The following is a 20,051-nucleotide window of genomic DNA, read 5'->3' on the forward strand; positions in this document are numbered from 1 at the left end:
GTCAGACGACCGGGTTCTCGGCCCAGCGGCCGAACACCGACCCCAGCGCGCCGACGATCTCGCCCACGGTGGCGTAGGCGCGCACGGCGCGCAGGATGGCGGGCATGGTGTTGGCGTCGGGGACCGCGGCGTCGGCGGTCACGGCCGCCAGGGCGGCGTCGACCTCGGCCCGGTCGCGGCGCTGGCGCACGGCGGACAGGCGCTTGCGCTGCGCCTCGTCGACCTCGGGGCCGATCTGCAGCGTCGGGGGCGCGGGCTCCTCGTTGCCCTCGGTGAAGGCGTTGACCCCCACCACGATCCGCCTGCCGGCGGCCACCTTGCGCTGGAACACGTAGGCGGCGTCGGCGATCTCACCCTGGAACCAGTTCTCCTCGATGCCCTGGAGCACACCCTCGAGCAGCGAGCCGCCGCCCCAGTCGTCGAGACGGGAGAAGACCTCTTCGGCCTGGCGCTCGATCTCGTCGGTGAGCGACTCCACGAACCACGAGCCGCCCAGGGGGTCCGAGACGTTCGTGACGCCGACCTCGTGGGCGAGGACCTGCTGGGTGCGCAGGGCGATGCGGGCCGCCTTCTCGGTGGGCAGGGCGAGGACCTCGTCCATGGAGTTGGTGTGCAGGCTCTGCGTGCCCCCGAGGACCCCGGCGAGCGCCTCGATGGCGGTGCGGACGATGTTCACCTCCGGCTGCTGGGCCGTGAGCGACACCCCCGCCGTCTGGGTGTGGAAGCGGAGCTGCGTCGACCGGGGCGACGTGGCGCCGTACCGGTTGGTCATCCACCGCGTCCAGATCCTGCGGGCGGCCCGGTACTTGGCGATCTCCTCGAAGAAGTCGAGATGGGCGTTGAAGAAGAAGCTGAGCCGGGGGGCGAAGTCGTCGACGGCGAGGCCGGCGGCCACGGCCGCCTCGACGTAGGCGAACCCGTTGGCGAGGGTGAACGCCAGCTCCTGGGCGGCCGTCGAGCCGGCCTCGCGGATGTGGTAGCCGGACACCGACACCGGGTGGAATTTCGGCATCTCGGCGGCGCAGAAGCGGACGACATCGACCACCAGTCGCATCGACGGTCGGGGCGGGAAGATGTACTCCTTCTGCGCCTGGTACTCCTTCAGGATGTCGTTCTGCAGCGTGCCGCCCAGGGCCCGCCGGGACGCGCCCGTCTGCTCGGCGGCCGCCACGTACATGGCGAGGAGGACGGGGGCGGGCGAGTTGATCGTCATCGACGTCGTGACGTCGGCCAGGTCGATGCCCGCGAACAGGTCCTCGGCGTCGGCCAGTGTGTCGACGGCCACGCCGCAGCGGCCGACCTCTCCCTCGGCGTAGGGGTCGTCGGAGTCGCGCCCCATGAGGGTGGGCAGGTCGAAGGCGACCGACAGCCCGCCGCTCCCGGCCCGCAGCAGCTCCCGGAACCGCACGTTCGTGTCCTCGGCGGTCCCGAAGCCCGCGAACAGGCGCATGGTCCACAACCGGGAGCGGTACATCGACGCATAGGGGCCCCTGGTGTACGGGGGGCGACCGGGCCACCCGAGCTGCTCGCCGGCCCGGTGCTCGGGCCAGTCCTCGGGGCCGTACACGGGCCGCAGCCCGATGCCCGACATCGTCTCGAAGTCGGCGTCCCGCAGGGTCGACGAGTCGTAGTCCTCCTGCCAGCGCGCCATGCCCTCGGAAAGCCCCTCGTGGGGCGTGGCGTCCATGGCACCAGCCTAACGGGCCTGTCGCCGCCCGCCCGGGGCGGCCGCGGCACAGGCGCCACGTCGCGTGGCGGCGTGACGACACCGGTTCCCTGCGACAAGGGCTGCCGACGCGCGCCGAGCGCGTTATGGTCGGTGCGTGGCGCCGAACCCGCGGGCCCCGGACCGCAACCTGGCCATGGAGCTCGTCCGCGTGACGGAGGCGGCCGCCCTGGCCGCGGGCCGGTGGATGGGCCGCGGCGACAAGGAGGGCGCGGACGGCGCCGCCGTCCATGCCATGCGCGTGGTGCTGCAGACCGTGGCCATGGACGGGGTCGTCGTGATCGGCGAGGGCGAGAAGGACCACGCGCCCATGCTCTACAACGGCGAGCGCATCGGCGACGGCTCGCCGCCCCCGACCGACATCGCCGTCGACCCCATCGACGGGACCACCCTGACGTCGCTCGGCCGCGGGGGCGCCGTGGCCGTGATCGCCGTCTCCGACCGGGGCACGATGTTCAACCCCGGCCCCTGTGTGTACATGGAGAAGCTGGCCGTGGGCCCGAAGGCGGTGGGATCGGTGGACGTCCGTCGCTCGCCGACCGAGAACCTCGACGCCGTGGCGAAGGCGCTCGGCAAGTCGCTGCGCGACATCACCGTCTGCATCCTCGACCGCCCCCGACACGCGCAGTTGATCGAGGAGGTGCGGGCGAGCGGCGCGCGCATCAAGCTGATCTCGGACGGCGACGTGGCCGGGGCCATCTCGGCGGCCTGGCCCGACTCGGGCGTGGACGTCCTCTACGGCACCGGCGGCACCCCCGAGGGCGTGATCGCCGCGGCCGCCCTGAAGTGCATGGGCGGCGAGATCCAGGGGAGGCTCTGGCCGCGCGACGACGACGAGCGCGCCGCGGCGGTGGCGGCCGGGTACGACCTCGAGGCCGTGCTGACCACCGACGACCTCGTGCGCGGCGACAACTGCTTCTTCGCCGCCACCGCCATCACCGACGGCGAGCTGCTCCAGGGCGTGCGCTACCACGACTACGGCGCCACCACCCAGTCGCTCGTGATGCGCTCTCGCTCGGGGACGGTGCGGTTCGTGAGCGCCCGGCACGCGCTCGACAAGCTGCGCGAATTCAGCCAGATCGAGTTCGGCTGAGGCTGGGCCCGGGGCGAGGCGTGGTGCCCGACGCGCCCCACGCGCCCCACGCGCTCGGCCGGTACCCGCTCCGCAACGACACGCAGCGCGAGGCCGAGCGCCTGGGCTCGCTGCAGTCGCTGCACGACGCCTCCACCATCCGAGGCCTCGAGCGCCTCGGCGTGGGGCCCGGCTGGCGCTGTGCCGAGCTCGGGGCCGGGGCGGGATCCATCGCACGCTGGATGGCAGGTCGCGTCGGCGACGAGGGGTCGGTGACCGCCGTCGACCGCGACACGAGCCTGCTCCGCGGCCTCGGGCGGCGGGCGAACGTCACGGTCGTGACCGGCGACCTGGCCACCATGGACTTCGGCTCCTCGCGCTTCGACCTCGTCCACTCGCGCTCGGTGCTCATGCACCTCGACGACCCCGACGCCGTCGTCGCGCGGGTCGTCCCCTCGCTGCGCCCCGGGGGCGCGGTCCTGTTCGAGGAGGCGGACGGCGCCCCCGCCCTGGCGGCGGCATCGACGCCGGACCCGGGCCTGCCCATCCCCTTCCTGCGGGTCATGGTGCCCCTCGCCGCCCGGTGGACGTGGGCGCGGGGCCTGGCGGCGCGCCTCGAGGCGCTGGGCCTCGTCGAGGTGCACGACGACCTGCGCGAGGACGTCCTCAGGGGGGCGACGCCGGGTGCCGCCTTCTGGCGCCACACGCTCGAGACGATCCGCACCCTCGTGACCGACACCGCCCGGATGGAGACGATCGCCCTCGACGGCTCCGACGGCTCCCACGGCCGGGCCGTCGACGACATGCTCACCCTGCTCGACGACCCCGAGTTCGCCGCGCCCTTCACGGCACGGCACCGGGTGTCGGCCCGGATGCCCTAACTGGCGGCTCCGGCGACCTCGAGGCGGACCTCGGCTCGGCGGCGGGAGGCTTCCGCTTCCGCCAGCTCCACGTCGGCCGGGGTGCTCTCGGCACCGCTCCCGGCCGACCGGGCGACCAGCTCGGCGATCCGCTCGCCGGCCGCCTCGAGGGACCGCCGCGCCCGCTCGACGTCGATGGCGCCGGCGCGCTCGGCGATCGGGGCGAGCACCACGACACGCTCCCCGTCCACCTGCACGAACCCGCCGTGGACGGCGGCGCGCTCCTCGGTGCCGTCCTCGCGCTGGAAGCGCACCGAGCCGGGGACGATGGCACCGATGAGCCTCGTGTGGCCGGGCATGAAGGTGGCGTCACCGACGTCGGTCCGGAGGATGACGGCCTGCACCTCCTCCTCGAGCAGGACGCTCTCGGGGGTGACGAGGCTGGACTGGAAGGTGGCCACGGCTGCTGCTCCTCGTCCGGCGGGGCTACTCGGCCCCGGCCTCGAGCTTCTTGGCCTTCTCGAGGACGGACTCCACGCCGCCGACGTTCAAGAAGGCCTGCTCGGGCACGTCGTCGAGGTCCCCGTTGAGCAGCGCCTCGAACGACTCGACCGTCTCCTGGATGGGTACGGTGACGCCCTTCAACCCGGTGAAGACCTCACCGACGTTGAAGGGCTGCGACAGGAACCGCTGGATCTTGCGGGCCCGGTTCACGGTCAGCCGGTCCTCCTCGGACAGCTCGTCGAGGCCCAGGATGGCGATGATGTCCTGCAGCTCGCGGTAGCGCTGCAGCACCCGCTGGGTGCGCCCGGCGACCTCGTAGTGCCGCTCGCCCACGATCTCCGGGGTCAGGATGTTGGACGTGGACGCCAGCGGGTCGACCGCCGGGTAGATGCCCAGCGAGGCGATCTGGCGCGACAGCTCGGTGGTGGCGTCGAGGTGGGTGAACGTCGTGAACGGCGCGGGGTCGGTGTAGTCGTCGGCCGGCACGTACACCGCCTGCAGGGAGGTGATGGAGTGCCCGCGTGTCGACGTGATGCGCTCCTGGAGCTCCCCCATCTCGTCGGCCAGCGTCGGCTGGTACCCCACCGCCGACGGCATCCGGCCGAGCAGGGTGGACACTTCGGACCCCGCCTGCACGAAGCGGAAGATGTTGTCGACGAACAGGAGCACGTCCTGGTTCTTCACGTCACGGAAGTACTCCGCCATGGTGAGCGCCGCCAGGCCCACGCGCAGGCGCACCCCGGGCGGCTCGTCCATCTGCCCGTACACCAGGGCGGCCTTCTCGATGACGCCGGACTCCTGCATCTCGATCCACAGGTCCGTGCCCTCGCGGGTGCGCTCCCCCACGCCGGCGAACACCGACACGCCGCCGTGGCCGGTGGCCACCCGGTTGATCATCTCCATGATGATGATGGTCTTGCCGACGCCGGCCCCACCGAACAGGCCGATCTTGCCGCCCTGGACGTAAGGCTCCAGGAGGTCGATGACCTTGATCCCGGTCTCGAACATCTGGGCCCGGGGCTCGAGCGTGTCGAAGGCGGGCGCGTCGCGGTGGATCTCCCAGCGCTCCTCGACGGGGCCGATGTCGTCGGTGTCGAGCGACTCGCCGAGCACGTTGAAGACGTGGCCGAGCGTGGCGTCGCCGACAGGGACCGACAGCCCGCGGCCCAGGTTGCGAACCGGAGCGCCGCGGGTGAGGCCGTCGGTCGCTTTCAGGCAGACGCACCGGACCCGGCCCTCGCCGATCTGCTGCGCCACCTCGGCGGTGACGGTGACCTTCGAGCCGTCGAGGTCGAGGTCCATCTCGACGGCCATGTTGATCTCGGGCAACGCGTGGGGCGGGAACTCGACGTCGACGACCGGCCCGGCGATCGCCACCACGCGCCCGTCCGGACGCGCCCCGTTGCCCGTTGTCGTCGGCTCCGTTGTCGTGGTTGTCATGCTCTGCTTCCTAGTCGGCGTCGGCGGCCTGGCGCAGTGCCTCGGCGCCGCCGACGATCTCCATGATCTCGGTGGTGATGGCGTCCTGACGAGCCCTGTTCATGATGCGGGTCAGGGTCTTCGTCAGGTCGTCGGCGTTGTCGGTGGCCGCCGCCATGGCCCGCTGCCGGGCCGTGTGCTCGCTCGCCGAGGCTTCGAGCAGCGCACCGAACACCTCGGCCTCGACGTAACGCGGCACGAGCTCGACGAGCAGGTCGGGTGACGCCGGCTCGAACTCCGTGTACCCCTCGCGACCGGGCCGCTCGGCGGTGGCGGCGTCGTGCTCGGCTCCCGGGCCGGCCGGCTCGGGGAGGGGCAGCAGCTGCCGCGTCTCCACCGCCTGGCTGCCTGCCGACAGGAATCGCGTCGACACCATGAGGACCTGGTCGACCTCGTCGTCGAGGAAGACGGGCGTCACGGGCGCGGCCACCCGCCGGGCGTCCTCGAACGTGGGCCTGTCCGAGAAGCCGCTGAAGGACTGCTCGATATCGACGCGGCGGAAGCGGAAGAACGACAGGGCCTTGCGGCCGACCGTCATGATCCGGTACTCGATCCCCCGGGCCGCGCCCGCCCGCACCATCCGTTCGGTGAGGCGGAGCACGTTGGCGTTATAGGCGCCGCACAGACCGCGGTCGGCCACCACGACCAGGACGAGGACGCGCCGCGGGTCCTCGGGGACGCCGAGGACCCGACCTGCGGTGTGCCCGGCGTCGGCGGCCGCTTCAGCCAGGACCTCGGCGATGCCGCGCCGGTAGGGCAGGGCCCCGGCGATGCGCCCCTGGGCGCGCACGATCTGCGACGCCGCGATCAGCTCGAAGGCGCGCGTGATCTTCTGGGTCGCCTGGACGGTGCGGATGCGCCGTCGGAGGATCCGTTCCTGGCCACCGGCCATCGGTCAGTCGCCCTCCATCGGGACGAAGGCGTCCTTGAACGCCTGCAGGGCGCTCTTCAGGTCCGCCTCGTCGGGCAGGGCCCCGGTGGAGCGCACCGTGTCGAGCAGGGCGGCGTGGTTGGCCCGCAGGAACTCGACCAGCTCCGCCTCGAAACGACGCACCTCCGGGACCGGCACATCGTCCACCCAGCCGTTGGAGCCGGCATAGATGACCATGACCTGCTCCTCGACGGGCATCGGGGCGTTCTGCGGCTGCTTCAGCAGCTCGGTCAGGCGGTAGCCCCGGTCGAGCTGGGCCTGCGACACCTTGTCGAGCTCGGAGCCGAACGTGGCGAAGGCCTCGAGCTCACGGAACTGCGCCAGGTCGATCTTGAGCGTGCCGGCCACCGAGCGCATGGCCTTCACCTGAGCGGAGCCGCCCACCCGGGACACCGAGATGCCGACGTTCATGGCGGGCCGCACGCCCGCGTAGAACAGCTCGGACTCGAGGTAGATCTGCCCGTCGGTGATGGAGATGACGTTGGTCGGGATGTAGGCCGAGACGTCGCCGCCCTTGGTCTCGATGATGGGCAGGGCGGTGAGCGACCCGCCACCCCGGGCGTCGGACAGCTTGGCGGCGCGCTCGAGCAGGCGGCTGTGGAGGTAGAAGACGTCGCCCGGGTACGCCTCGCGCCCCGGTGGCCGTCGCAGCAGCAGCGACAGCTGCCGGTACGCCTCGGCCTGCTTGGACAGGTCGTCGTACACGATGAGGGCGTGCTCGCCGTGCTCCATCCAGTGCTGGCCCATGGCGCAGCCGGAGTACGGGGCGAGGTACTTGAAGGGCGCGGGCTCCGACGCCGCCGCCGAGACGACGACGGTGTACTCGAGCGCGCCGTGGGCGGCGAGCGTGGCCACCGTCTGGGCCACCGACGAGCCCTTCTGGCCGATGGCGACGTAGATGCACTTCACGCCATGGCCCTTCTGGTTGATGATCGTGTCGATGGCGACGGTGGTCTTCCCCGTCTTGCGGTCGCCGATGATGAGCTCACGCTGTCCCCGGCCGATCGGCGTCATGGCGTCGATGGCCTTGATGCCGGTCTGCATCGGCTCCTTCACCGGCTGGCGGTCGACGATGCCGGGCGCCTGGACCTCGAGCCGGCGCGTCTCAGTGCTGGCGATGGGGCCCTTGCCGTCGATGGGCTCGCCCAGCGGGTTCACCACGCGGCCCAGCAGGCCGTCCCCGACGGGGACCGACAGGATGCGACCGCTCGCGCGGACGAGGGCCTCCTCCTCGAGGTGCTGGTCGCTGCCGAGGATCACGGCGCCGATGGTGTCCTCGTCGAGGTTCAGCGCCAGGCCGAGCGTGCCGTCCTCGAACTCGAGCAGCTCGTTGACCGCCGCCCTCGGCAACCCCGAGATGCGGGCGATGCCGTCGCCCACCTCGGTGATCCGCCCGACCTGCTCGGTCGACACCTCGGGCGTGTAGTCCGTGACGTGCCGGCGCAGTACGGAGGCGATCTCGTCGGCGTCGATCGTCAGCTCTGCCATCAGTTCTGTGCTCCTCGGGTTGCCCCCTCAGGCTTGAGGAGGTGGTCCTGTAGTTGTTCGAGTCGGCGCTCGGCGGTGGCGTCGACGAGCAGGTCGCCGATCTGGACCACGGCCCCACCGAGGAGCGTGGCGTCCTCGGTCATCTGCAGCTCGACGGGGTGGTGGGTGATGCGCTGCAGCGCCTCTGCCAGCGCGGCCTGCTCCTCGTCGTCGATGGGGCGGGCCGTGCGCACCCGGGCGATGCGCCACCCCCGGGCGCGCGCCGCTTGCTCGGCGAGCCAGTCGAGCGAGCTCACCACGTCGCGCACGCGGCCCTGCATGGCGACCCGGGCCAGGCGGACGGTGGCCGGCCGTGCCTTGCCCTCGAGCAGGGCCGACACGAGCCCCTGGCGCGACTCGGGTGGCTGCCCGGTGTCCGACAGCGCGTCGCGCAGCGTCGGGCTCGACTCGACGATCCGGGCGAAGCGGAAGAGCTCGTCCTCGATCTCCTCGAGCTCGGTGACGTCCGGCGCGCTCTCGAGCACGGCGTCGGCGTACCCCGACATGAAGTGGCGCCACCCCGTCCGGCTGGCGATGGGCTCCTCGGCGCGGAACTCCGGGCCCTCGAGCTCGTGGAGGTGGCGGGCCAGCTCGTACAGCTCGTGGAGGGTGGTCGGGAACTCCTCGGTGCGCTCGGTGTCGACCGCCCGCAGGACGAGCCGGATCGCCTCGGGGCGCACCCTCGACTCGAGCAGCTCCTCCAGGATCGCCCGGCGGGCCCCGGTGGGCACCGCGAAGTCGGTGAGGGCCACGGCGAGGGAGTTCGTGCGTGACACCAGGTGCGCCACCGCGTTGAGGTCCTCGGCGACCTGCTCGCCGAGGGGGCCCCGGGCGATGTCGCCGAGCACGGCGACGGCGTACCCGCGAAGTGACTGGTGCACGGTTCGGACTGTTCCTTCGGATTCGCCGGGATCAGCTCTGGGTGCTCGACGCCGAGGTGTTGGCCGACGAGCGCAGCGCGGCCACCGCCTCGTCGATCAGCGCCCGATGGCTCGAGGCGTCGATCTCGCGCCCGATGACCTGCCGGGCGACGGAGAGGACGAGCTCGCCCACCTGGGCGCTCACCTCGTCGACGGCGCGCCGCCGGGCCATGGTGATCTCGGCGTCCGCCCTGGCGACGAGGCGGTCGTACTCCAGCTGCGCCCGCTCCTCGGCGTCGGCGTGCATGCGCTGGGCCGTCCTGTTGGCCTGCGTCACGATGTCCCGGGCCTGCTGGCGCGCCTCGTCGATGGTCGCCTGCCGCTGCGCACGCGTCTCGTCGGCCTCGGCGCGCGCTTGCTCGGCAGCCTCGAGCGAGGTGCGGATCTGCTCCTGGCGCTCCCCGAGCGCCTTGTCGAGGACGGGCAGGACGTACTTCCAGATCACCCCCAGGACGATCAGAAAGGCGACGATCTCGACGATCAGCGTCGCGTTGGGGACGAGGAAATTGCTGCTGGCGATCATTCCTTCAGCCTCTGTTCTGGTTCGGTGGCCGGCCCCGGCCACACGTGGACGATCGGCCGTGGCGGCCGGTCACTGCGGTGCTCCGGCCACCGGGCCCGGGCCCGGGGCGGAGGAACCGGTCCGTCGGATCAGGGGCCGCCCTTCTTGTAGAGCGAGAAGACGAAGAGTGCGGTGAAGGCCAGATTGATGAAGTACATGGCCTCGACGAGGCCCACCGTCAGGAACATGATCGTGAACAACCGACCCTGCGCCTCGGGCTGGCGAGCGACGCCGGCGATGGTCTGGCTGCCGGCGAGACCGTCGCCGATGGCGGCGCCGACGGCACCGCCGCCCATCAGAAGCCCGCCGCCGACCATGGCGCCGGCGAGGCTGATGGCGTGGTCAAGCCCAGTATCTGCCATTGGTGATGCTCCTTTTGTTCTCTGGTGTCGGAAGATCGGTCGTCGGTGCGGGCGCCATGGCGATCAGTGCGCCTCGCTCATGGCGCTGTCGAAGTACAGGATCGTCAACAGGGCGAAGATGAACGCCTGGATAGCCCCGATGGCGAGGTCGAAGGGCTTCCAGATGAGGTCGAGCAGAGGCGTCGCCACGTAGCCGATCGGGACGTGGAAGATGGTCCACACCCCCAGCGCGGCGATGAGCGCCAGCATCAGCCCACCCGACAGCAGGTTGCCGAAGAGCCGGAGGGCGAGCGTCAGGGGCTTGGCGATCTCCTCGACCCCGTTGATGAAGATGTTGACCGGGAACAGGAACTTCGGGAACGGCTGCGTCACGTAGTGCCGGAGGTACCCTCCGAGGCCCCTCGCCCTGATCGATGCGATGTGCACCGGGATGATGACGATGAACGCCAGCGCCAGGGTCATGTTGATGTCGCTGGTGGGAGGCCCGATCCACTCGATCTCGGAACCGATGCCCAGGACGGAGAACCAGTTGGCGATCAGGATGAAGAAGAACAGCGCCACCGCCAGGGGCACGACGGCGGCGCCCCGGGGCCCGATCGATCCCTCCACCTGCTGCCCGACGGCCTGCACCACCATCTCCCAGGCGAGTTGGAGCTTGCCCGGCACCCCGCTTGTGGCCCTGGAGCGCAGGGTGAGGCCGATGCCGATGACAATGGCCATAGCGACGACCGTGGCCCACACGACATCGAGGTCGAGGCCGAACCGCTGGACGTGGGTGCCGACGTTGATGTCGGCGGCGATGAAGTGGACGGCGCCGGTCACGCGTCATCCTCCGTGTCGATGAGGGCGGTCCCCATGCTGGTGTCACCCATCAGCGGGTCGCGCAGCATAGCCACCACCACGTTGGCGAGCAGGGAGAACTGGAAGACGGCCAGGCCGATCAGGGTACCGACACCGAGTTGGCGGACGAAGAACGTGATCCCCAGGGCGACGACGCTGATGACGCCGAGGCGGCCGAGGGTGTTGACGGCCAGAGGGCGGCGCTTGTTCTCGTCGGAGGACGCCGCCGCCTTGACGGTGGCGCGGGAGATGAGCCGGAAGTTCACGAGCGCCATCACCAGGCCGAGGCAGATCCCCAGGCCCACCAGCGGGTACCCGGCGACCACACCCACCACCAGTGCCGCCGCGCCCACGCCGCAGCCCACGAGCGCGGTGCGGCGCGCCACCGTGGAGATCTGGGGCAGCGAGAAGTGTGCGAACAGGTTGACCATCAGCGCAGCTCACCTAGGGGACGCAGCTCACCTACAGGAACTTGCGGACCTGGCGCACCGTGCTCCCGACGGCGGCCACGATCCCCACGACCAGGCCCGTCAACGTGGCGATGGGGCTGCTGCCGATCCAGGCGTCGATCGCCAACCCGATCCCCAGTCCCCCGCCGATCATGAGCGCCGACGCCAGGCCGATGGACATGAGGTCGAAGACCCTCGGCGGGGGCTTTCCCTCCATGGCCTCTCGCTCGGCGCGCGTCGCTCAGAGCGCAGGTGTCGTGCATCGCCTGGGCCGGCCCGAGATCACTCGGCGTGCCCGGCGCTCGCACCGGCTCCAACGACGGCCGGCGCCCGTTCATCGTCACCGACTGGGAGCGGGAAGCGCACACCACAATCATCGCATCCGCCGCTTGTGCGCGGCAAAACGAGAGGCCCCCGTGGACTACTTGCGCTCTACAAGTGATCCCGGGGTCACCACCGACCCGGGGACCACCGCCGGTCCCGGGGCCGTCGTGGCAGCTCCGGCCTCGGCGCCGGGCGCGGCGCCGCTCCCCCCGGCCGCGGTATCCGCGGACGCGGACGGGTCGACGGCCGGCCGAGCGTGGCCGTCACCGGGGCCGGTCGTGTCGGCGGTGACGCCGAGCGCCCGTGTCACCGGCGCGTCGTCGGCCGCCCACCGGCCCTCGGCGGTGGCCGCGTCGGCGCCGGCGGCGCCGTCGGCGGCGTCCTTGCGCAGGCCGGGGTGGAACAGCGTGTACAGCGCCAGGCCCAGGACGATCACCCCGAACGGGATCACGGCGTTGCCCTGCTTGTCGAACAGCGGGTACAGGAGGAACGCGGACAGGACCGCCGTCCACGCCCACAGGATGGCGACGGTGCGCCGGGGCCCGTGCCCCAGGCGCAGGAGCCGGTGGTGCACGTGGTCCTTGTCGGGCGTGTGGAACCCCGTCCCCCGCGCCGTGCGACGGATGAACGCGAACGCCATGTCGGCGATGGGCACACCCAAGATGAAGAGCGGGATGAACAGCGGGGCGAAGAAGAAGTAGGTCTGGCCGCTCACGTCGGGCGTGCGCCCGCCGATCAGCATGGTCGACGCCGCCATGAGCAGACCCAGGAACAACGCGCCGGCGTCTCCCATGAAGGCGCGCGCCGGGTGGAAGTTGTGCGGCAGGAAACCCACGCAGACCCCGAGCGCCACGACGGCGATGAGCGGGCCGAGATTGTCGGGCGGGAGGACGCCGAGGTAGACGAGCCGCAGGCCGTACACGGCGAGCGCACCCGAGGCGATGGCGACGATCCCCGTGGCGAGCCCGTCGAGCCCGTCGATGAGATTCACGGCATTGGTGATGACGATGACCCACAGCGCCGTGAGCAGCGGCGTCACGTCGGGCGACAGGACGAAGAAGCCGACGAAGGGGACCTTGAACTGGAACATGGTCACGCCCAGGAAGACCAGGACCATGGCGGCGAGGACTTCACCCGCCATCTTGGCGGGGGCCGACATGTCCCGGACGTCGTCGATCACCCCGACGATGAAGATGACGGTGGCGCCGAGCACGAGGCCGAGCGGCTCCGACGACCCCTGGAACAGGCCCTGGAGCTGCGACAGCTGGGACGCCACGAGAATGGCGACCAGGAAGGCGAGGAACATCGCCACACCCCCGCCGTAGGGCGTGACGCGTGCGTGGACCCTGCGCTCGTCGGGCTCGGCGACGAACCCGGCGCGCGCCGCCATCCGGCGGATCGGGAACATCGCACCGAAGGTGGCCACGGCGGCGACCACTGCCACCACGACGTACGCCCCGAGAGGGGGCACGACGTCAGCCGCCTCCGTCCGGGCTGCCCGCGCCCCCGGTCCCGCCCCCGACGAGCTGCGCGTACGGGGGGAACCCGCTGCACAGCGCCAGGACCTCTCCCCGCACGCCGTCGAGCACGGCCTCGTCGGCGCGCCCGCGCAGCGCCCGTCCCATCAGCGAGGCGATGCGGGCCATCTCGGTCGGGCCCATCCCCGTCGTCGTCTGGGCGGCGGTACCCAGCCGGAGCCCCGAGGTCACGAACGGTGGCCGGGGGTCGTCGGGGATCGTGTTTCGGTTGAGGGTGATGCCGGCACGGTCGAGGACCTCCTGCGCCTGCTTGCCCGTGAGCTCGGCGTCGAAGGGCTGGAGGTCGATCAGGATCAGGTGGTTGTCGGTGCCCCCCGACACGACGCGGAATCCCTCGGTGGCGAGCGCGGCGGCGAGGGCCTTGGCGTTGGCGACGACGGCGGCCGCATAGTCGCGGAACGACGGGAGCGAGGCCTCGCGAAAGGCGATCGCCTTGGCCGCGATGACGTGCTCCAAGGGGCCGCCCTGCAGCCCGGGGAACACGGCCGAGTCGATCGCCTTGGCGAGGCCCTGGCGGCAGAGGATGGCGCCGCCGCGCGGGCCGCGCAGGGTCTTGTGGGTGGTCAGCGTCACCACGTCCGCCACCCCGACGGGGTTGGGGTGGACCCCGCCCGCCACCAGACCGGCGGGATGGGCGATGTCGAACATGAGCTGGGCACCCACCGAGTCGGCGATCTCGCGGAACGGCTCGGGGTCGATGCAGCGCGGGTATGCGGTGGCGCCCGCCACGATGAGCTTGGGGCGCTCGCGCTTGGCGGCGTCGGCCACCTGGTCGAAGTCGATGACCTCGCCCGGGGTGTCGGGGTCCGACGAGGCCGGGGTCACGCCGTAGGCCACGAAGCGCCAGATCTTGCTGGTGATGCTCGCCGGCGACCCGTGCGTCAGGTGCCCGCCCTGGTCGAGGCGCATGGCCAGGACGGTGTCACCGGGCTCGAGCAGGGCCTGGTAGACGGCCAGGTTGGCGGTCGCCCCGGCGTGGGGCTGGACGTTGGCGTGCTCGGCGCCGAACAGGGAGGTGGCCCGGTCCCTCGCCAGGTCCTCGACCTCGTCGATCACCTGGTTCCCGCCGTAGTAGCGCCGTCCCGGGTAGCCCTCGGAATACTTGTTCGTGAGCACGGAACCCGACGCCGCCAGGACCGCCAGCGAGGTGAAGTTCTCCGACGCGATCAGCTGCAGCGTGGTCGACTGCCGGTCGATCTCCGCCCGCAGGAGCGCGGCGACCTCGGTGTCGCCGGTGAGCCACTGGTCGAAGGGTGACGCCGCCCGATCGCCGGCGCTTGCATCGGTCATGTCGGTCCTCTCTCGGGTCTCGGTCAGCGGGTCTCGGTCAGCGCGTCTCGAGCACGGCGATCTCGTCGATGCGGCGGTCGTGTCGACCCCCGGCCGGCTCGGTCGACAGGAACGTCTCGATGGCGTCCTTGGCGACCTCGTTGCCCAGGATGCGGCCGCCCATACACACGACGTTGGCATGGTTGTGGGCGCGCGCCAGGCGCGCCGTGGTGACGTCGTGCACGACGGCGGCCCGTATGCCCGGGACCTTGTTGGCCGCGATGGCGATCCCCATGCCGGTGCCGCACGCGCACACACCGAGCTGGGCGCGGCCCTCCGCCACGGCGCGTCCGACGGCGGCGCCGAACTCGGGGTAGTCGACCGATGCCTCCGAGTCGGTCCCCAGGTCGTCGACCTCGTGGCCCATGTCGGCCAGGTGGGAGGCGAGGAACTCCTTCAGGAGGTAGCCGGCGTGGTCGGAGCCGACGGCGATGCGCATGCGCGAAGCATACCGATGCCCCCGCGCCGCTCCGGGGGGCGCGCGGGCCCGGCAGTACGCTCCCCGCCGTGCCCCTCGACCCCCGCACCCCCGTCCTGGTGGGGGTGGGCCAGGTGAGCGAGCCGCCCGACCCGGCGGGGTCCGTCGCCGACCGGCCCGAGCCGGCCGAGCTCATGGCGAGGGCGCTGGCGGCCGCCGCCGGCGACAGCGGCGCTCCCGGCCTGGGCCGCGCTCTGCTGGAGCGGGGGCAGTCGCTGCGGATCATGGTCCCGCTGAGCTGGCAGTACGTGAACCCGGGGCTCGTCGCCGCCGAGCGCCTGGGCATCGAGCCCCGGGAGCTGGCCGTGACCGTGATCGGCGGGAACAGCCCCCAGTCGACGGTGAGCCGGACCGCGCTCCAGATCGCCGCCGGCGAGCTCGATGTGGCCCTGCTGGCAGGGGCGGAGTGCATCTTCACCCGCGTCGCCGCCCGGCGCGACCCCGGCCGTCCCGTGCTGCGGTGGACCTCCCAACCCGACGACACCCCCCGCCCCGTCGTGCTCGGCACCGACCGGTCCCCTACGACCGATGTGGAGGCGTCCCGGGGGCTCGACCGGCCGCTGCGGGTGTTCCCGCTCTTCGAGAACGCACTGCGCGCCGCCGCGGGCGAGACCGTCGACGAGCACCAGCGCTCGGTGTCGGAGCTGTGGGCCCGGCTGTCGGAAGTGGCCGCCGCCAACCCCCACGCATGGTCGCGCCGGGCCCGCAGCCCGGAGGAGATCCGGTCGGTCGGGCCGTCGAACCGCATGGTGTCGTTCCCCTACCCGAAGCTCATGAACGCCAACGACCGGGTCGACCAGGGCGCCGCGCTCGTCCTGTGCTCGGTGGCCGCGGCCCGCGAGCTGGGCGTGCCCGAGGACCGCTGGGTCTTCCCGGTCTCCGGGGCCGACGCCCACGACCACTGGTTCCTCTCCCACCGGCAGGACCTGCGGTCGTCACCGGCACTGCGCCTCGCCGCCCGGGGCGCCCTGGCGCTCGCCGGGGTCGGTGTCGACGATGTGGCGCACGTCGACCTGTACTCCTGCTTCCCGTGCGCCGTGCAGATCGCCGCGGCCGAGCTCGGGCTCCCCCTCGACGACCCCGGGCGCCCGCTCACCGTCACCGGAGGCCTCGGGTTCGCCGGAGGCCCGGGCAACAACTACGTCACCCACTCCATCGCCACCATGGCCGGGCGCCTCCGGGACGAGCCGGGTGCGGTGGGGCTCGTCACCGGCCTGGGGTGGTACGCGACGAAGCACGCGGTGGGGCTGTGGTCGACCGAGCCCCCGGCCGCGGGCTTCCGCTACGCCCACCCGCAGGACGCGGTGGACGCCCTCCCCCGGCGCACGCCGGCATCGGACCACGTCGGGCCGGCCACGGTCGAGACCTACACGGTGGTGCACGACAGCGACGGCCGGCCCGAGCGGGCCATCCTTGCCCTCCTGACCGACGACGGGCGACGGGCGTGGGGCACCACGACCGACGGCGACGACATGCAGGGCCTGGAGGAGGTCGAGGGTTGCGGGCGCGCCGTCCGCCTGGCGGCGGACGGCCGGGTCACGTTCCGCTGAGTCTCAGCCCTCGTCGAGGCCGCTCATGTCGACGCCGGCGGCGACCAGCTGGCGCTCCAGCAGTCCCCAGTCGTAGTAGTCGCGCCAGGCGGTGATCAGCCCGGCGGCGTCGAACTCGAAGATCCCCGCCACGGGGACCTCCATGAGGACGTCGTTGATGGCGAAACGGTCCACGCGCTCGGTGAACGCCGCGTCGCCCACCGACGCCAGCTGCCGGAACTCGAACGAAAAGTCAGAGGCGAAGCCGGTCTGGAGCTCGAAGACCGGCCGGATCTCGTCGTGGCCCTTCGCCGCGGCGCGATTCGCCTCGCTCCACGTGCCGCCGGGCGCGAAGAAGCTCGTCAACCGCTCGGGGTCGCGCTGGACCCAGGCGTCGAAAAAGGCGCGGACCGTGTCCGTGTGGTCCTTCGGCATCGTGGCACCTCCAGTCGGGACGCACCTCCGGCCGGCGCGGCCCGGTGGCGTCGGCCGAGAGCCTGCCACAGCGGCCCGCGCCACCGAGCGGCCCGCGCCCGGGGCGACGTCAGCCGGCTGCGGCCGCCGCCACGACGTCGGCGAAGGACAGCGCGCCCTCGCGCAGGCACCGCAGGCCGGCCGCGTCCACCGCCACGACGGTGGACGGCGGCCGCGCGCACCGGCCGCCGTCGACGATCACGGCCACCCGGCCGGCGAAGGCGCGCGCCACGGCCCGCGCCTCGGTGTAGGGCGGCGCCCCGTGCGGATTGGCGCTCGTCGTGGCGAGGGGCCCGACCGCCGTGCACAGGCGGCGGGCCACCTCGTGGTCGGGGCAGCGCAGGCCGATGGTGTCGGCGTGGTCGCCGAGGGCCCAGTCGAGCCCGTGGCGGCGGGGCACCACCAGCGTCAGCGCGCCCGGCCAGAAGATCTCGGCCAGCCGGGCCGCCGTCGGTGGCAGCGCCCCGCCGGCGCTCAGGGCGTCGGCCTGCGCCCTGGACCCCACCAGGACGGGCAGGTCCAACCCTGCGGGCCGGCCCTTCACCGCGAAGAGCGTCTCCGTCGAGCCCGGGCACGACGGGTCGACGGCGAGCCCGTAGACGGTGTCGGTGGGGATCGCCACCACCGCGCCGGCCTGGAGCGCGGCGACGGCATCCTGGAGCGCCATCGCGGTCGGGCCCGGGCGGCTCTCCCCCGTCATCCGCCGGCGGACTCCCCCGGCCAGCGCGCCACGAACACCCGGAGGCGGCCGGCGAGGTCGCGCCGCACGGCTGCGTCTTCGTACCCGAGCCCCTGCGCCCGTGCGACCACGGCGGCGGCCTGCGTGGGGGCGAGCTCCACGACGATGCTGCCCCCCGGAGCGAGCCAGCGCCGCGCCGCCGACAGGATGGTCTCGATCGCCTCGAGGCCCGTCGGGCCCGGGACCAGGGCGCCGACGGGCTCATGGTCGCGGACCTCGGGGTCGAGCGCCTCCCATTCGCGCGCCGAGACGTAGGGGGGGTTGGAGACGACCAGCGCCACCCGTCCGGCGAGCCGGCGCGGAAGGGCCTCGAACCACGAGCCCTGGGCCGTCGTGACGCGACCCCCCGCCTCCGGCAGCCGGCGGGCCAGCGCGGCGAGGTTCACCGCCAGCACCTCGAGGGCGCCCGCCGACACGTCGGTGGCCCACACCTCGAGCGCCGGGGACGCCGCCGCGCCCTCGGCCGCGAGCGACAGCGCCATCACCCCCGACCCCGCACCGAGATCGACGGCGACGAGCTCGCCGCCGGGGGCCAGACGCCGCGCCTGCGCCGACAGCTCCTGGAGCGCGATCGCGACGACGTGCTCGGTCTCCGGTCGGGGGATCAGCACGCGGGGGTCGACGTGCACCTCCAAGGTGCGGAACTCCCAGGTGCCCAGCACGTACTGCAGGGGCTCCCCGGCGAGCCGTCGGTCGACCAGGCGCTGCACGGCGTCGACCGCGGTCGGCTCGACGACGTCGTCGAGCCCGGCCACGAGCTCACCGGCGAGCCGGCCGAGGGCGTGGGCGACGATCCATCGTGCCTCGGGGCCCGAGCCGGGCCCGAGGGCGGTGGAGGCGCGGGCGAGCAGCACTCGTACCGTCGGGGCGGTGGCCGGCGCGGCGCGCCCGGTCATGCCCCCAGCGCCGCGGTACCGCCCTCGAATTCCTGCTCCCGTTCGTCGGCGAGCAGGGCATCGACGATCTCGTCGAGCTCCCCGTCGAGCACGCGGTCCAGCTTGTGCAGCGTGAGCTTCACGCGATGGTCGGTGACGCGGTTCTCCTTGAAGTTGTAGGTCCTGATCTTCTCGGACCGGCCCCCGCCCCCGACCTGGCTCCGGCGCTGCTCGGACTGCTCGGCGGCGACGCGGTCCTGCTCGAGCTTGAGGAGCCTGGCCCGCAACACCTGGAGCGCGCGTGCCCGGTTCTGGATCTGGCTCTTCTCGTCCTGCATGGAGACCACGATGCCCGTCGGGACGTGGGTGACGCGCACGGCCGAATCGGTCGTGTTGACGGACTGCCCCCCCGGGCCCGTGGCGCGGAAGACGTCGACCCGCAGGTCGGCGGGATCGATGGTGATCTCGACATCCTCCGCCTCGGGGAGCACCATGACGGTGGCGGCGGAGGTGTGGATCCGGCCCTGGGACTCGGTGACCGGGACCCGCTGCACGCGGTGGGTGCCACCCTCGTGCTTCAAGCGCGCCCAGGTGTCCGGCCCCTTCACCAGGAAGGTGACCTCGTTGAGGCCGTCGCGTTCGGACGGGTCCGACGACAGGACCTCGAGCCGCCACTTGCGGCGTTCGGCGTACCGGCGGTACATCTCGAAGAGGTCACGGGCGAAGAGGTTGGCCTCCTCGCCGCCCTCGGCGCCACGGATCTCGACGATGACGTTCCGCCCGTCGTTGGGGTCGCGCGGCACGAGGAGCGCTCGGAGCTCCTCCCCGAGCGACTCGACCGCCGACTCGGCCTGCTCGAGCTCGGCGTGCACCAACTCGCGGTCGTCGGCCGACGCCTCGGCCAGCATCTCGCGCGCCGTGGACACGTCGTCCTCCGCCTGGCGCAGGCGCCGGCCCACCGACAGGACCGCCTCGAGGTCCTTGTGCCGGCGCGAGGCCTCGCGCAGGCGCGCCTGGTCGCTCAGCACGGCGGGGTCCGCGAGCGTGTCGAGGACGGCCTGGTACTCACGTTCCCATGCAGCCAGGCGCTCAGGGTCCATGGCACCAGGGTACCGACGGGCCCGGCGGCCCCAGGACGCCGGTGTGGAAGGCGGACGAGCCGACGCTCAGGGCGACCGGGCCTCCCACCGCCGCTGACGACGGCGTGGACCTGGTGAAGGCCGGCCCGGACCGTCGGTGAACGGTCTTGGCGGTGGAAGTGGTGACGACCGAGGCCGACGGGGATGCCGTCGGCCTCCGGTCAGGCGCGTGCTCCGCGCGACTTCGTCGTGCGCTCGCCGTAGCGGCGCTGGAAGCGCTCGACCCGACCACCGGAGTCGACGAGCTTCTGCTTGCCGGTGAAGAACGGGTGGCACTCGTTGCACAGCTCCACGTGGAGCTCTTGCTTGGTCGAACGCGTGGTGAAGGTGTTGCCGCAGGAGCAGCGCACGCTGGCGTCGACGTAGGAGGGGTGGATGTCGGTCTTCATGGTTC

The 20,051-nt window shown here is 72.4% G+C and carries 22 protein-coding genes; 3 read left to right on the forward strand and 19 right to left on the reverse strand.

Annotated features, from left to right (window positions below):
• Position 1 precedes the first annotated feature (1 nt).
• Positions 2-1,687, reverse strand: coding sequence for a methylmalonyl-CoA mutase family protein (locus VMV22_06360; GenBank protein ID HUY21945.1), 1,686 nt, complete (start codon positions 1,685-1,687; stop codon positions 2-4).
• Positions 1,688-1,823: 136 nt separating this feature from the next.
• Here VMV22_06360 and glpX point away from each other — a divergent pair, with 136 nt between their 5' ends.
• Both glpX and VMV22_06370 read left to right on the forward strand, forming a co-directional pair.
• Complete coding sequence (gene glpX, locus VMV22_06365; GenBank protein HUY21946.1) at positions 1,824-2,819, forward strand: class II fructose-bisphosphatase; 996 nt, start codon at positions 1,824-1,826, stop codon at positions 2,817-2,819.
• A gap of 23 nt (positions 2,820-2,842) precedes the next feature.
• Positions 2,843-3,679, forward strand: coding sequence for a methyltransferase domain-containing protein (locus tag VMV22_06370; GenBank protein HUY21947.1), 837 nt, complete (start codon positions 2,843-2,845; stop codon positions 3,677-3,679).
• On the opposite strand, the gene atpC is transcribed toward VMV22_06370, so the two are convergent.
• The 13 genes from atpC to rpiB all read right to left on the reverse strand — a co-directional run bounded on the left by atpC (position 3,676) and on the right by rpiB (position 14,862).
• Positions 3,676-4,119: an ATP synthase F1 subunit epsilon gene (atpC, locus tag VMV22_06375; GenBank protein ID HUY21948.1), complete on the reverse strand. Its 444-nt coding sequence runs from the start codon at positions 4,117-4,119 to the stop codon at positions 3,676-3,678. The two genes, VMV22_06370 and atpC, sit on opposite strands and share 4 nt — an antisense overlap.
• A 25-nt stretch (positions 4,120-4,144) precedes the next feature.
• Positions 4,145-5,602: a F0F1 ATP synthase subunit beta gene (gene atpD, locus VMV22_06380; GenBank protein HUY21949.1), complete on the reverse strand. Its 1,458-nt coding sequence runs from the start codon at positions 5,600-5,602 to the stop codon at positions 4,145-4,147.
• A 10-nt stretch (positions 5,603-5,612) separates the two neighbouring features.
• Positions 5,613-6,533, reverse strand: a complete 921-nt coding sequence (atpG, locus tag VMV22_06385) for an ATP synthase F1 subunit gamma (protein ID HUY21950.1) — start codon at positions 6,531-6,533, stop codon at positions 5,613-5,615.
• A 3-nt stretch (positions 6,534-6,536) separates the two neighbouring features.
• A complete protein-coding gene (atpA, locus tag VMV22_06390) occupies positions 6,537-8,060 on the reverse strand; it encodes a F0F1 ATP synthase subunit alpha (GenBank protein ID HUY21951.1) in 1,524 nt (507 codons plus the stop codon).
• A complete protein-coding gene (locus VMV22_06395; GenBank protein HUY21952.1) occupies positions 8,060-8,980 on the reverse strand; it encodes a F0F1 ATP synthase subunit delta in 921 nt (306 codons plus the stop codon). Before VMV22_06395 ends, atpA begins: the two co-directional genes overlap by 1 nt.
• 31 nt (positions 8,981-9,011) lie before the next feature.
• Positions 9,012-9,542: a F0F1 ATP synthase subunit B gene (gene atpF / locus VMV22_06400; GenBank protein HUY21953.1), complete on the reverse strand. Its 531-nt coding sequence runs from the start codon at positions 9,540-9,542 to the stop codon at positions 9,012-9,014.
• A gap of 128 nt (positions 9,543-9,670) precedes the next feature.
• Positions 9,671-9,943, reverse strand: coding sequence for a F0F1 ATP synthase subunit C (locus tag VMV22_06405; protein HUY21954.1), 273 nt, complete (start codon positions 9,941-9,943; stop codon positions 9,671-9,673).
• A 63-nt stretch (positions 9,944-10,006) separates the two neighbouring features.
• Entirely contained in the window at positions 10,007-10,765 is a 759-nt protein-coding gene (gene atpB, locus VMV22_06410; protein HUY21955.1) for a F0F1 ATP synthase subunit A, read from the reverse strand.
• The gene (locus VMV22_06415) at positions 10,762-11,214 is read right to left on the reverse strand and encodes a hypothetical protein (protein ID HUY21956.1); all 453 of its coding nucleotides are present in this window, start codon (positions 11,212-11,214) and stop codon (positions 10,762-10,764) included. The genes atpB and VMV22_06415 overlap by 4 nt, the downstream gene beginning before the upstream one ends.
• 31 nt (positions 11,215-11,245) lie before the next feature.
• The gene (locus VMV22_06420; GenBank protein ID HUY21957.1) at positions 11,246-11,449 is read right to left on the reverse strand and encodes an AtpZ/AtpI family protein; all 204 of its coding nucleotides are present in this window, start codon (positions 11,447-11,449) and stop codon (positions 11,246-11,248) included.
• A gap of 204 nt (positions 11,450-11,653) precedes the next feature.
• The gene (locus tag VMV22_06425; protein HUY21958.1) at positions 11,654-13,027 is read right to left on the reverse strand and encodes an MraY family glycosyltransferase; all 1,374 of its coding nucleotides are present in this window, start codon (positions 13,025-13,027) and stop codon (positions 11,654-11,656) included.
• 4 nt (positions 13,028-13,031) lie between these two features.
• A complete protein-coding gene (gene glyA, locus VMV22_06430; protein HUY21959.1) occupies positions 13,032-14,384 on the reverse strand; it encodes a serine hydroxymethyltransferase in 1,353 nt (450 codons plus the stop codon).
• 37 nt (positions 14,385-14,421) lie between these two features.
• Entirely contained in the window at positions 14,422-14,862 is a 441-nt protein-coding gene (rpiB, locus tag VMV22_06435; GenBank protein ID HUY21960.1) for a ribose 5-phosphate isomerase B, read from the reverse strand.
• 68 nt (positions 14,863-14,930) lie between these two features.
• Between rpiB and VMV22_06440 the strand changes: the two genes are divergently transcribed.
• The gene (locus VMV22_06440; GenBank protein HUY21961.1) at positions 14,931-16,451 is read left to right on the forward strand and encodes an acetyl-CoA acetyltransferase; all 1,521 of its coding nucleotides are present in this window, start codon (positions 14,931-14,933) and stop codon (positions 16,449-16,451) included.
• Positions 16,452-16,454: 3 nt separating this feature from the next.
• On the opposite strand, the gene VMV22_06445 is transcribed toward VMV22_06440, so the two are convergent.
• From VMV22_06445 to rpmE, 5 genes are all read right to left on the reverse strand, one after another.
• Positions 16,455-16,865 carry a limonene-1,2-epoxide hydrolase family protein gene (locus tag VMV22_06445; GenBank protein HUY21962.1) on the reverse strand — a complete coding sequence of 137 codons (411 nt, stop codon included), beginning with the start codon at positions 16,863-16,865 and terminating at the stop codon, positions 16,455-16,457.
• A 109-nt stretch (positions 16,866-16,974) separates the two neighbouring features.
• On the reverse strand, positions 16,975-17,604 hold the full coding sequence (locus VMV22_06450; protein ID HUY21963.1) for an L-threonylcarbamoyladenylate synthase: 630 nt from the start codon (positions 17,602-17,604) through the stop codon (positions 16,975-16,977).
• Entirely contained in the window at positions 17,601-18,539 is a 939-nt protein-coding gene (gene prmC / locus VMV22_06455; protein HUY21964.1) for a peptide chain release factor N(5)-glutamine methyltransferase, read from the reverse strand. The genes VMV22_06450 and prmC overlap by 4 nt, the downstream gene beginning before the upstream one ends.
• Positions 18,536-19,618 carry a peptide chain release factor 1 gene (gene prfA, locus VMV22_06460; protein HUY21965.1) on the reverse strand — a complete coding sequence of 361 codons (1,083 nt, stop codon included), beginning with the start codon at positions 19,616-19,618 and terminating at the stop codon, positions 18,536-18,538. Before prfA ends, prmC begins: the two co-directional genes overlap by 4 nt.
• 200 nt (positions 19,619-19,818) lie before the next feature.
• Positions 19,819-20,046 carry a 50S ribosomal protein L31 gene (rpmE, locus tag VMV22_06465; protein HUY21966.1) on the reverse strand — a complete coding sequence of 76 codons (228 nt, stop codon included), beginning with the start codon at positions 20,044-20,046 and terminating at the stop codon, positions 19,819-19,821.
• Positions 20,047-20,051: the final 5 nt, after the last annotated feature.

Source organism: Acidimicrobiales bacterium, from assembly GCA_035531755.1.
Taxonomy (GTDB): Bacteria; Actinomycetota; Acidimicrobiia; order Acidimicrobiales; family UBA8190; genus DATKSK01.